The following is a 13,906-nucleotide window of genomic DNA, read 5'->3' as shown; positions in this document are numbered from 1 at the left end:
CGGCGCCCGCCCGCGCCGGCCGCACGCCCGCCCGCCCCTCCGGGCCGTACGTCACCCGATGTCAGCCGTACGCCGCTGCCGCATGCGGTCGTGCGGAATCCGCCCGCACCACCGTTGCTTGAGGACACCTGCCCAGATGCCTGCGAACGAGCCCCGGAAGCAGTCCACCATCACGCCCCTCACCACCGCCGAGGACGTACGGGCCTGGCTGGGGTCGGCCGTCGCCGAGGCCGCCGGGATCGACCCGCCGGCCGTCGACCCGGACCGGCCGATCGCGGAATTCGGGCTGGGATCACGCCAGTTGGTGACACTGGCCGCCGAACTCTCCGGACGGACCGGGCGACCAGTGGAGCCATCGCTCGTCTTCGACCACCCCACGATCGCCGCGCTGGCCGACGCGGTCCTCGGCGAGCCGCCCGCCACGGCGGCCGGCCCGGCCCGTGCCGAGGCTGCGCCGCGGGCGACGGAGGACGACATCGCCATCGTCTCCATGGCCTGCCGCTTCCCCGGCGGCGCCGACGACCCCGAAGGGCTGTGGCGGCTGCTCGCCGCCGGCGAGGACGCCATCTCCGAGGTACCGGCGGGCCGTTGGGACACCCAGGGTCTCCACGACCCCGACCCCGAGGCCACCGGAAAGGCGTACACGCTGCGCGGCGGCTTCCTCGACGGCATCGACCGCTTCGACGCCGCCTTCTTCGGGATCTCGCCCCGCGAGGCCGACGCGATGGACCCGCAGCAGCGGCTGCTGCTGCAGACCAGCTGGGAGGCGATCGAGCGCGCCGGGATCGTCCCCGAGACGCTGCACGGCAGCTCCACGGGCGTCTACATCGGCCTGTACGACAGCGGATACCTCGCCTCGGCCTCGCTGGCCCAGCTCGACGGACATGTCGGCACGGGCTCGGCGACCAGCGTGGCCTCCGGGCGCATCGCCTACACCCTCGGTCTGCAGGGCCCGGCGGTCACCGTCGACACCGCCTGTTCCTCCTCCCTCGTCGCCCTGCACCTGGCGGCCCGCGCACTGGCGGCAGGCGAGTGCGACCTCGCGCTGGCGGGCGGCGTGAGCCTGCTGGTGACCCCGCGGGGACACGTGGAGTTCAGCAGGCTGCGCGGGCTGTCGCCGTCCGGGCGGTGCAGCCCCTTCTCGGCCGACGCGGACGGTGTGGTGTGGGCCGAAGGCTGTGGTGTGGTGCTGCTCAGGCGGCTCGCCGACGTCCGCCGCGACGGCGACCGGGTGCTCGCCGTGGTCAAGGGCTCGGCCGTCAACCAGGACGGCCGCAGCCAGGGGCTGAGCGCCCCCAACGGCCCGGCGCAGGAACGGGTGCTGCGCGCCGCCCTCGACGCCGCCGGACTCGCACCGGACGACGTGGACCACGTCGAGGCGCACGGCACCGGCACCCCGCTCGGCGACCCCATCGAGGGCCGCGCACTGGCCGCCGTCTTCGGACCGGGCCGCCCCGCCGACCGGCCTCTCGGGCTCGGCTCGCTGAAGTCCAACATCGGTCATACCCAGGCCGCCGCGGGCATCGGCGGCGTGATCAAGACGGTGCTCGCCCTCGGGCACGAGCTGATCCCGCCGTCCCTGCACGCCGAGACCCTCACGGAGCACGTCGACTGGGCGGGCAGCGGCCTGACCGTGCACGGCAGCGCCCGGGCGTGGCCGCGCGGCGGCCGCGTGCGGCGGGCCGGGGTGAGCGCGTTCGGCATCAGCGGCACGAACGCGCACGTCGTGCTGGAGGAGGCACCGCAGGACGTCGACGCACCGGCCGGGGCACAGGCGGAGCCGACCGGTCCGACGCTCTTCCCGCTCTCCGCCCGCACCCTGCCCGCGCTCCAGGGGCAAGCCGACCGACTCCACGCACGTCTCGTCGCGCAGCCGGAGTTGCCGCTGCCCGCCGTGGCCGCGACGCTGGCCCACCACCGCACCCACTTCGAGCACCGTGCCGTCGTGCAGGCGGCCGGCCGGGACGAGCTGCTGACCGCGCTGCGGGCCCTCGCGGAGGACCGGCCCGACCCCGGCCCGACCGCCGGACCCCGGCGGACGCTGCCCGCGGGCAAGGTGGCCTTCGTCTTCCCCGGCCAGGGCGCCCAGTGGGCCGGCATGGCCCGCGACCTGCTCGAACGCGACCCCGTGTTCGCCGACGAACTCGACCGCTGCGACGCCGCCCTGCGACCGTTCACCGTCTGGTCCGCGGCGGCGGTCCTGCGCGGTGAGGCGGGAGCCCCGTCCCTGGACCGTGTGGACGTCGTCCAGCCGGTGCTCTTCGCGGTGATGGTGTCCCTGGCCGCGGTGTGGCGGGCCCGTGGCGTCCGGCCGGACGCCGTGATCGGGCACAGCCAGGGCGAAGTGGCCGCGGCCTGTGTCGCCGGCGCGCTCAGCCTCAACGACGCGGCCGCGGTGGTCGCCCTGCGCAGCCGGGCCCTGACCGAGCTGTCCGGCACCGGCGCCATGGCCGTCGTCGGCCTGCCGCACACCGAGGTCGGCACCCGCCTCGAGGGTCTCGGCGGCCGGGTCTCGGTCGCCGCCGTGAACAGCGGCCGGGCGACCGTGGTCGCAGGTGACGTGGAGCCGCTGGAGGGCCTGCTCGCCGACCTCGACCGGGAACAGGTCTTCGTCCGGCGCCTCGACGTCGACTACGCCTCCCACAGCGCCCGGGTCGAGCCGGTCCGCGCGACGATCCTCGACGAGCTCGACGGCGTGACCACGTACCCCACGTCGGTCGTCTGGTACTCCACCGTCTCCGGTGAGCCGGTCACCGAGGAGCTGGACGCCGACTACTGGTACACCAACCTGCGCGAACCCGTCCGCTTCGCGCCCGCGGTGGAGCGCATGGCGGCCGACGGCTACCGCCACTTCGTCGAACTCGGCCCGCATCCGTCCCTGCTCACCGCCCTGCACACCATCGGCGAGGAATCCGGCCACGAGCTGGTCGCCGTCGGCTCCCTCCGCCGCGACGAGGACGGACCGGCCTGCCTGGACCGCGCCGCCGCCGAACTGCACGTCCACGGACGGCGGATCGACTGGCGGCGCCTGGTCGCCGACACCGTCGGGGCGGACCTGCCGACCTACGCCTGGGACACCCGGCGCCACTGGATCGAACCCGAGTCCGCCTCGGGCGGCCCCGGCCTGTTCGACCGCGCCGCGCACCCGTTGCTCGGCGTCCAGCTGCAGTCGGCCGACGAAACCCGCTGGACCTTCCGCAACGAGTGGTCCCCGGCCACCGCCGACTGGCTGTCCGACCACACCGTGTTCGGCCGGACCGTGGTCTCCGGCACGACCCTGCTGGAGCTGTGCCGGGCCGCCCTCGCGGTGGCCCGCCCGGACGACCCGGCCGACGTGACCGACCTGCTGCTGCTCGCACCCCTCGTGCTGCCCGCCTCTGGCACGGTGGAGGTGTCCGTGGAGGTGGTCACCGCCGGCCCGGCACCGGAGATCACCGTGCACAGCCGCCCGCGCGGCCAGGAGGGCACCGGCTGGACCCTGCACGCCACCGCCTCGGCGGCCGCGGCGACCGCGGTGGCCGGGCCACCGCCGGTGTGGCCGGAGGCGGCGGAGCCCGCCTGGAGCACGCAGACCTACGAGCGGCTGGCCGGGCTCGGCCTCGGTTACGGTCCGGCCTTCCAGGGCGTACGGGAGGCGCTGGTGACCGGTGCGGGCGAGCTGCAGGCCCGGCTGTCGCTGCCGTCCGTGGCCCGCGACCTGGCCCACCCCTACCCGGTCCACCCGGCGCTGCTGGACGCCGCGCTGCACGTCGCCGCCGCCCTCGAAGGGGGCGCCGCCTGCGACGGCCGGGTGCTCCTTCCGGTCGCCGTGGGCCGCGCCGCGCTGTCGCACGGCGGCGCCGACGACCTCACCGTGTCCGTGCGGCGCACCGGCACCGCCGGCACGGATCTCACGCTGGACGTGACGCTGTGGGACGCCGACGGCTTCCCCGCGGGCCGGCTGGAGGGCGTACGGCTGCGGGCCGCGAACCCGGCGGATCTCGCCGGCGGTTCGGGCAACGGGCGGCACCTGTACGAGGTTGCCTGGACGGCCGCATCCGAACCGCCCGCCGAGGCACCGTCCGGTGACTGGACCGTCGTCGGCGACCCGTCCGACCCGGACGTCGCCGCGGCCCTGCGCGGACTCGAAGCCGCGGGGATCCAGTGCCGCGACACGGGTGGCGAGGTGCTCGTGCGGTTCTGGCCGCAACCGGCCGAGGACGCCGAACCCGCCGCCACCGCACGGGAGACGGCGGAGGCCGCGCTGGCCGAACTGCAGACACTCGCCGCACAGGCGGAGCCACCCGCCCGGACCGTCTGGGTGACCCGCGGCGCGGTCGCGGCCGACGACCGGGACACCGTGCCGGGCCTCGCGCAGTCGGTGCTGTGGGGCCTGGCCCGCAGTGCCCGCACCGAGCATCCGGACCTCGGGCTGACGCTGCTCGACCTTGCGGACACCGATCCCGCGGCTGCCCTGCTCGCCGCCGTCGCTCACGGGGACGAGCCCGAACTCGCCGGGCGCGCGGGCAGCTTGCTCGTGCCCCGGCTCGTGCGCGCCCGCGCCGCCGGCACCGGCCGCGCGCGGACACCCCTCGACGGCACCGTACTGATCACCGGAGGCCTCGGCGCCGTCGGACGCCACATCGCCCGGCTCCTCGCCGAACGGGGCGTGCACCGCCTGCTGCTGACGTCCCGGCGCGGAGCCGACGACCCGCGCACGGCCGAGGTCACCGCGGAACTGACGGCGCTCGGCGCTGAGGTCGAGGTGGCGGCGTGCGACGTCGCCGACGCTGCGGCCCTGGCCGACATCGTCGGTCACGTCGCCGACGACCTCCGCGGCGTCGTGCACTGCGCCGGCGTCCTGGACGACGGGGTGGTCGCCGAGCTGACCCCCGAACGCCTCGCGCGGGTGCTGCGCCCCAAGGTGGACGGCGCCGCCCACCTGCACCGGCTCACCGCCGACGCGCGGCTCGACCTGTTCCTGCTGGTCTCCTCCGCCGCCGGTGTCGTCGGCAACGCGGGCCAGGCCAACTACGCCGCCGCCAACGCCTTCCTCGACCAGCTCGCCCACCACCGGCGCGCCCTCGGGCTTCCCGCCGTGTCGGTCTCCTTCGGCGCCTGGGCGGGCGAGGGCCTCGCCGCCGAACACGCCGACCTGGAGCGGATGGCACGCCTCGGCCACCGCGCGCTGACCCCGGAACAGGGCCGCGACCTCGTCGAACTCGCGCTGCGCCGGGGCGCCCCGCACCTGGTCGCCTGGGCGCTGAACCTGCCCCGGCTGCGCGAGACCACGGCCGGGGCGGGTGACGGTGCGGCCGCGCTGTGGCGCTCGCTGCTGCCCGCGCCCCGCACCGGGCGGGACGGCAAGGACGCACTGGCGGACCGCCTGGCCCGGCTGCCGGAGGCCGAGCGCGCCGACCGCGCCCTTGACCTGGTCCGCGAGGAGGCCGCCCGTGCCCTCGGCCTGCGCTCGGCGGAGTCCGTCCGCCCCGGCCAGCCGCTGCGCGAGCTCGGCATGGACTCGGTGACGGCGGTGGAGCTGCGCAACCGCATCGGTGCCCGCCTCGGCTGCCGGCTCCCCGCCACCCTGCTGTTCGACCACCCCACCCCGGCCCGGCTCGCCGAGCACCTGCTGGCCACCGCTCTCGCGACGAGCGGCCCCGCCGCCCGTCGTCCCGCGCCCGCCGCGCCGCCCATCCGCACCGCGGCGCACGACGAGCCGGTCGCCCTGGTGGCCATGGCCTGCCGCCTGCCGGGAGGCGTCGGCGACCCGGAGGAGCTGTGGCGGCTGGTCGCCGAGGGCCGTGACGCGGTCGGCCCGTTCCCGGCCGGGCGCTGGGACGTCGAGTCGCTGTACGACCCCGACCCGGAGGCCCCGGGCAAGTCGTACGCCCGGGAAGGCGGCTTCCTGGACGACATCGAGTCCTTCGACGCGGGCTTCTTCGGCATCACCCCGAAGGAGGCCGCCGCCATGGACCCGCAGCAGCGGCTGCTGCTGGAGACCGCGTGGGAGGCGCTGGAGCGCGCCGGGACCGTGCCCGCCGAACTCGCGGGCAGCACCACAGGCGTGTACGTCGGCATGTTCGGCAGCGACTACCTGTCGGGCTCCCGGCTCGACCAGCTGGACGGGTACGTCGGCACCGGGTCGGCGCTCAGCGTGGCCTCGGGCCGGCTGGCGTACGCGCTCGGGCTGCACGGCCCGGCGCTGACGGTGGACACGGCGTGCTCGTCGTCGCTCGTCGCGGTGCACCTGGCGGCGCAGGCACTGCGGGCGGGCGAGTGCGACCTGGCGCTGGCCGGCGGCGTGACGCTCATGGTGACCCCGCAGACCTTCGTGGAGTTCAGCCGGCTGCGGGGCCTGTCCCCGACCGGCCGGTGCCGCTCCTTCTCCGACGACGCCGACGGCGCCGTCTGGGCCGAGGGCGCCGGCATGCTCGTATTGAAGCGGCTGAGCGACGCGCGGCGGGACGGCGACGAGGTGCTGGCGGTGCTGCGCGGCACGGCCGTCAACCAGGACGGCCGCAGCCAGGGCCTGTCCGCGCCCAACGGCCCGGCACAGGAACAGGTGGTCTGGCGGGCCCTGGAGCTGTCCGGCCTCGAACCCGCCGACATCGACTACGTGGAGGCGCACGGCACGGGCACGACGCTGGGCGACCCGATCGAGGCGAACGCGCTGGCGCAGGTCTTCGGTGACTCCCGCGCCCCGCACCGCCCGCTGTACCTGGGCTCGCTCAAGTCCAACCTCGGGCACACGCAGGCCGCATCGGGCATCGCCGGGCTGATCAAGGTGGTGCAGTCGCTGCGCCACCGGATGCTGCCGGCCACCCTGCACGCCGGCACACCCAGCCGGTACGTCGAGTGGGACGGCAGCGGTCTGCACCTGCTGCAGGAGGCCGTGCCCTGGCCGGCGGTGAAGGAGCGCGTCCGGCGGGCCGGCGTCAGCGCCTTCGGGATCAGCGGGACCAACGCCCATGTGATCGTCGAGGAGGCCGCGCCGTTCGCGCCGGAGCGCGAGCCCGCAGGCCAACTGCCTTCCGGAAAGCGCCTGTTCATCCTGTCCGGGCGGAGCGAGGCCGCGCTGCGCGGGCAGGCCGCACGGCTGGCACGGCACCTGACCGGCGACACCGTGCTGCCGGACGTCGCCTACACCCTGGCCCGGCACCGCAGCCACTTCGCCTGGCGGGCGGCGGTCACGGCGGGCGACTCGGAGGAACTGCGCGCCGCGCTGGAGGCGGTGGGCAGCGGACGGGTGCGGCCGGCCACGCCGCGCGAGGAGGAGACGGGCAAGGTGGCCTTCGTCTTCTCCGGGCACGGCGGCCAATGGCCGGGCATGGGGCTGGGGCTGCTGGCCGGGTCGGAGGCGTTCCGCGAGGAGCTGACCCGGATCGACGAGGCGGTGCAGCGGAACGTCGGCTGGTCGGTGCTCAACGCCCTGCGGGCGCCCGAGGAGTTCTCCCCGCTCCACCGGACCGAGTGCCTGCAACCGGTGCTGTTCGCGGTCAACGCGGCGCTGGCCGCCGCGTGGCGGCCCCTCGGCGTCACCCCGGACGCCGTGGTCGGGCACAGCCTGGGCGAGATCGCCGCCGCGTACAGCGTGGGCGCCCTCGGCCTGGACGACGCCGTGGCCGTGGTGACCGGGCGGGCCCAGGCCGTCCTCCCGCTGGTCGGGCAGGGCGGCATGGTCGCGGTGGAGCTGCCGCGGTCGCAGGTCGAGGAACTGCTCGCGCCCTACGCGGACCGGCTGTTCGTCGCCGCGGTCAACAGCGCAGGCTCCACGGCCGTCTCCGGCGCCGCCGACGCGCTGGCCGAGCTGCGCCGCCGGCTCGAGGAGCGGGGGATCGCCGTACGACGGCTGTCGACCCCGTTCGCCTCGCACACCCCGCTGATGGAGTCCCTGCGCACGGAGTTGCTCGACCGCTTCTCCGGCATCCGGGGGGCACAGGCGCCGACCCCGCTGTACTCGACGGTGCTGGCCGAACCCGTCGACGGCGACCGGCTGGACGCCGACTACTGGTACGCCAACCTCAGGCAGCCCGTCCGTTTCGCCGACACCGTCCGGCGGATGCTGGACGACGGCTACCGCTGTTTCGTCGAGCTCAGCCCGCATCCCTCGCTGCTGTCCTCCATCGAGGCGGTCGCGGCGGAGGCCGGGATCGACGTGGCCGGCGTCGGCTCGCTGCGCCGCCAGCAGGACGGTCCCGACGTCCTGCTGCGCAGCGTCGGCGAGTTGTACGTCGCGGGACACACGCCCGACTGGCCGGCGCTGTTCCCGGAAGGCCGTCGCGCCGATCTGCCGACGTACGCCTTCGCCCGCGAACGCCACTGGCTCACGCCCGCCCCGGCCACCGCCACGGGCTCCTCACCGCTCCTCGGTACGCACGTCGAGTCCAGCGACGAGCCCGACCGGCACCTCTTCCAGAGCGACATCGACCTGCGGGACAGCCGCTTCGCCTATCTGGCCGACCACCGGGTCGACGGCGAGGTCTGGCTGCCCGGCGCCGCCTTCCTCGGCATGGTCCTGGAGGCCGCCTCAACGGTGCAGGACGGTCGCCAAGTCCACCTGAACGAGATCGAGTTCCTGCAGCCCTTGCGGATGGATCCCGAACGGCCCGTACGGCTGCAGCTGGTGCTGCGGCCCGCCCGGGACGGCTTCCGGTCCTTCACCCTCGCCTCCGCGGCCGCCGGTGAGCGGCGCCCGCGGTGGGAGCGGCACGTCGGCGGACGCGTCGCGGTGACCGGCGAGCAGCCCCCGTCCGATGTACGGCTCGACGAAGTGCGACTCGCCGCCGTGCGGGACCGGTGCACGCAGGACGCGGACCTGCCGGCGGTGTACGCCGGGCTGAGCGCCCTCGGTATCGACTACGGCCCCGCCTTCCGGGGCCTGGAGCAGGGCCGCCGCGGCCACTCGGCGGCCCTGGGCCGGCTGGCCGCCAGGCCCGCCGCGGGTCATCTGCTGCACCCCGCGGTCCTCGACGCCGCCTTCCACACGGCCGCCCTGCCTCAGGACGCGCCCGAGGGCCGGGCGTTCGTGCCCGCCGGGGCGGGACGGCTGCGGTTCACCGGCCGGCGCACCACGCCTGCCTGGGCCGGCTGCGAACTGCGCTCCGTGTCCGGCGACACCGCCACCCTGGACATCAGGATCTGGGACGAGGACGAACAACTCGTCCTGGAGATCGAGGAGTTCCGGCTGGCCGCGCTCTCGCCGCTGGACGGCGCCCTCTTCGAGACCCGCTGGCACCCGCGCCCGGTGGCGCAGGAACCGCCGGTGAAGGGCAGCTGGCTGATCCTGGCCGACGACACGGGGGTGGCGGACGCGCTCGGCGAGCGGCTCGGCTCCTCGGTGCCGCATGTCGTCGCCCGCAGGGGCAGCGCCTTCGCCGTCGAGGGGCCCGGCCGCTACGTCCTCGATCCGGCCGACCCGCACCACCTGGCCCGGCTGCTGGAGGAGGCCTTCGCGGGCGGGCAGCCCGAGCAGGTGGTCCAGCTGACCGCCCTCGACGCCCCGGCGATCGGCGACGCCGGATCGGCCGAGCAGGCGGCGCGGCTGTGCTGCCTGAGCACCCTGCACCTGGTACGCGCCCTCGCCGGCCGTCCGCAGGGCCGGGCTCCGCGCCTGTTCGTGGTCGTACGCGGCAGTCAGGCCGCCGGTGACAGCACCGGGGTGACCCACCCGCAGCAGGCGCTCGCCTGGGGCTTCGGGCTCGCGGTGGCGCAGGAGTACCCGGAGCTGTCGACCACGCTGATCGACCTGCCGTCCACCGACGGCGTCGACGCCCTGTGGAACCAGCTCAGGCACGCCGACGACGAACGGCTCGTCGCGCTGCGCGGGACCGGCCGCCTGGTGCCGCGCCTGGCCCGCACCCGCCCGGACGACGGCGGCCACGGCGGGACCGCCGTGGACGGCGTGCACTTGATCACCGGTGGTCTGGGCGGCCTCGGCCGCGTCGTCGCCGAGCGGCTGGTCCGCCGCGGAGCCCGCCGAGTGGCCCTCATGAGCCGGGGCACGCCCGACGCGGAGACCGGGAACTGGATCACGGGTCTCGAAGAGCGAGGCGTCACCGTGCACCTGGCCCGCGCCGACGTCGCCGACCGGGAAAGTCTCACGGCCGCCCTGGACGCCGTACGGCACGCCTGTGGCCCGATCGCCACGGTCGTGCACGCGGCCGGAGTGCTCGACGACGCCACGGTGGCGAACCTGACCGACGAACGCGTCCTGCGCGTCCTCGCGCCGAAGGTCCTGGGCACCGCTCTCCTCACCGAGCTGATCCCGGAGGCCCAGAACCTGGTCCTGTTCGCCTCCGCGGCCGGACTGCTCGGGTCGGCCGGCCAGAGCCCGTACTCGGCGGCGAACGCCTTCCTCGACGCCTGGGCACACCACCTCTCCCGCACCGACCGTCGGGCGCTGAGCCTGGACTGGGGTGCCTGGGCCGGTGTCGGCATGGTCGGCGACTCCGGCACCCGGGCCGCCGAGACCAGCCGCTCGGGCCTGGTCGCCTTCTCGCCGCAGGAGGGCGGCGAGCTGTTCGAGCGGGTCCTGGCCACCGCCCGCCGCCAGCTCGCGCCGATCGCCCTGGACCGGGAGATGCTGACGCTCGTCCCCGACGCCGTGCGCACCCGCCCCATCCTGGGCGACCTGGTCACCGTCCCGACGGGCACGGCCGCCTCGGACGACCTCGTCGAGAAGGTGTTCGCGGCGACGACCGACCAGGACCGCGCCGCCTGGCTGGAGGCGTACGTCCGGGCCCGGGTCGGCGAGGTCTCCGGAGGAGTGGTCGACGCGTCGGCGACCACGGCCCTGAAGGAACTGGGCCTGGACTCCCTGATGCTGGTGCGGCTGCGCAACGCCTTCGTCCGCGAACTGGGCGTGGAGCTCCCGGCCGCGGACGTGTTCGCGGCGTCCGACAGCCGCGGCCTCGCCCAGGCCCTGGCCGAGCGCCTTCCGGAGCGGAGCACCGTGGCGCGGCAGGACTCCGGAGACCTCGCCGGGGAGGTTCCGCAGACCGAACTGCGGCCCGCGCCGCGCGACGTGGTACGACTGCTGCGCAGCGCCCGGCCGGGCATGCCGGACGCGGCACACGGCATCGGCCTCGCCGTACGGCTGACCGCGCCGACCACCCGGGAGACGCTCACCGGCATCCTCAACCGGCTCGTCGCGCGGCACGCGGCCCTGCGCACCGCGATCGTCACCGGCGAGGAGGGCGTCCGGCAGCTGCGCGTGGACCGGGAGCCGGCGCAGCCGGTGCTGCGCTGGACGACCGTCGAAGGCCCACTCGACGGCGCCGAGCGGCTGCGCACCCTGCTGGAGCCGCCGTTCGACCTGGCGACGACACCGCTGTGGCGGTTCGAGCTGGTGGACGGCGGTGCACACGGCCAGATTCTGGTGTTCGGCGCCCACCACGCGGTCAGCGACCTGCAGTCGCTGCTGCTCGTGGCCGGGGAGATCGACACGGAACTGTCCGGCACCCCCCTCGACGCCACCGTCACCAACCGCGACATCGCCCTCCTCGTCGAGGCCCAGCAGGGCGGTGAGGGCACGGGCGCCGAGTGGCGCGAGCACTTCCACGGCAGCGAACGGCTCGACCTGGAGCTGGCCCGGCCGCGCCCGGCGACCCGGTCGTACCGGGCCGGCAGCGTGACCGTGACGATTCCCGAGGGGCTGATGGAACGGGTCGCGGCGGCCGCGAGCAGGCTGGCCGTCACCCCCGCCGCCTTCTGCCTCGGAACCCTGACGGTGCTGCTGGCCAGAAGGCGGGAACGGGAGCGGTTCGTGCTCGCCGTGCCCGTGGACACCCGCATCCACGCCGACGCGTACGACGCGGTGGGCTTCTTCGGCGTGCCGGTGCCGTTCCCGGCCGAGGCCCGCGCCGGCGAACAGGCCGCCGAGGTGCTGCGCCGCACCGACGCGCGCCTGCAGCGCGTCCTGGCCAAGGGCGCCATGTTCTCCGACGTCCTGGCCACCCTGGCCCGGCAGGGCCTGCACCGGCAGAACGCGCCGCTCGTCGAGGTCTACTTCAACTACGTACGGTCCTCGCGCCGCCTCACCCGGCTGGAGGTGCTGCCGGCCGGCACCGGCTACTCCGACCTCGACCTGATGATCACCATGACCCCGGACGCGGCACGCATCCGGCTCGACCACAACCTGGACATCCTGGACGCCGCGACCACCGCCGAACTGGGGGAGGAGTTGCTGCGGTTGCTCGCAGAGACGGCCGGGGATCCGGCGGTGCCGGCGCGCGCCGGCATCCGGGCCGGCGCCGGTACGGCGCCCGCACCTCGCCGGTCCCTGGCCCTCGCCGCCACCTTCGCCCTCGGCAACCTCCCGCTGATGTGCGCGGCGGCCGTCGAGGACGGGGCCGGGGACGGCGCACCGGCGATCACCGAGGCGCCGTACCACCACGTGCTCGCGAGTCTCCAGGACCCCTCGGGCGTCTTCGCCGACCCCGCGACGGCGGTGGGTGCGGTGCTGCTGCGGGCGGCGGACCTGGAGCGCTTCGGCCCGGTCGACGACGCGCTGCTCGCCGAGCTGCGCACCGCCTACCCGGCCGCGCTGAAAGCCCTGTCCGAACGCACCCGCAAGCCGCTCGTCGTCGGCTTCCTGCCCGCAGCCCGGCAGAAGGACCGCCTGCGGCGGTGGGAGCGCGAGGTCGCCGCCGACCTGACACGCCTGCCCGGCATCGCGGTGCTCGGCCCCGACGACTGGACCCGGCACCACGCCGTCGGCGAACGCTTCGACGAGCGGACCGAGCGGCTGGCCCACCTGCCCTTCACCCCGCCCTTCCAGGCGGCCGTGGCGCTGCGGCTCGCCGAGGTCGTACGGGCGGTGCTGCGCCCCACGCCCAAGGTGATCGCGGTGGACGGCGACGAGACCCTGTGGGGCGGGGTCGCCGGCGAGATCGGCCCCGAGGCCGTCGACCTGACCGGCCCGCGTGCCCTGCTCGCGCGCAGGCTGCTGCAGTGGCGCGCGGCGGGCGCGCTGCTGGCCCTCGTCAGCAACAACGACGAGGCCACGGTCCGCGCCGTCCTGGACCGCCCGGACAGCCTGCTGAAGGCGGAGCACTTCAGCGTGCTGTCGGCCGCCTGGGGGCCGAAGCCGGGCCGCCTCGCCGAGGCCGCGCGCGTGCTCGATCTCGGCCTGGACAGCTTCCTGTTCCTGGACGACAACCCCGCCGAGATCGCCAAGATGCGCTCGGCGCTGCCGCAGGTGCTGTCGGTGACCTGCCCGCCCGTGGACCAACTGGAGGACTTCCTGGGCCGGTTGTGGCCGCTGGTCCCCACGGCGGCGACCGCCGAGGACGGTCTGCGGGCCCGGTTCTACGCGCAGGAGCGGGAGCGGGAGGCCGTCCGCGAAGCCGCCGGATTCGAGGAGTTCCTCGCGCAGCTGGAGCTGGAGGTCGACATCCGGGCGCTGTCCGAGGCCGACGTGCAGCGGGCCGAACAACTCGTGCGCCGCACCAACCAGTTCACGCTCCACTCCCGGTCGGCCGACGGCGGCGACGTGCGCCGGTGGCGGGAGCGGGGCGAGGTGTGGACGGCGGAGGCCAGGGACCGGTTCGGCGACTACGGCCAGATCGCCCTTCTCGCCCTGTGCGCGGACCGCGACCAACTCGAGGTCATGGGCTGGCCGATGAGCTGCCGGGCGCTCGGCCGAGGGGTCGAGGAACGCCTGTTGCAGTGGCTGGCCGACCGTGCCGAGCAGCTGGGCTGCGCGAAGGTCCGGCTGACGGCGGAGCGCACGGAGCGCAACGTACCGGCGCGGCGTCTGGTGGCCGCGCTCGGTGGTGGCGACCAGGACGACGAGCGCCTGGAGGCCGTGGTCACACCGGACCACCTGAGGGCGTTCCGGTCCTGGGAGCAGCAGTGAGGACGTGCCGCGGCGGGCAAGCGAGGGCTTGGCTTCCTCAGGGGAGCAAGGGCCTTGTCGGAAGGT

At 75.5% G+C, this 13,906-nt stretch carries 1 protein-coding gene; it reads left to right on the top strand.

The annotated features are described in order from the left end of the window. The first annotated feature begins 136 nt into the window (after positions 1-136). On the top strand, positions 137-13,840 hold the full coding sequence (locus LMU33_RS01275) for a type I polyketide synthase (RefSeq protein WP_228616474.1): 13,704 nt from the start codon (positions 137-139) through the stop codon (positions 13,838-13,840). Positions 13,841-13,906 lie beyond the last annotated feature (66 nt).

This window comes from Streptomyces barringtoniae, assembly GCF_020819595.1.
GTDB lineage: Bacteria > Actinomycetota > Actinomycetes > Streptomycetales > Streptomycetaceae > Streptomyces > Streptomyces barringtoniae.
This window is presented reverse-complemented; position numbering and strand designations above follow the sequence as displayed.

Bases quoted from the DNA above. Each gene is read 5' to 3' on its own strand.
- LMU33_RS01275 (WP_228616474.1), top strand. From the start codon at position 137: ATGCCTGCGAACGAGCCCCGGAAGCAGTCCACCATCACGCCCCTCACC.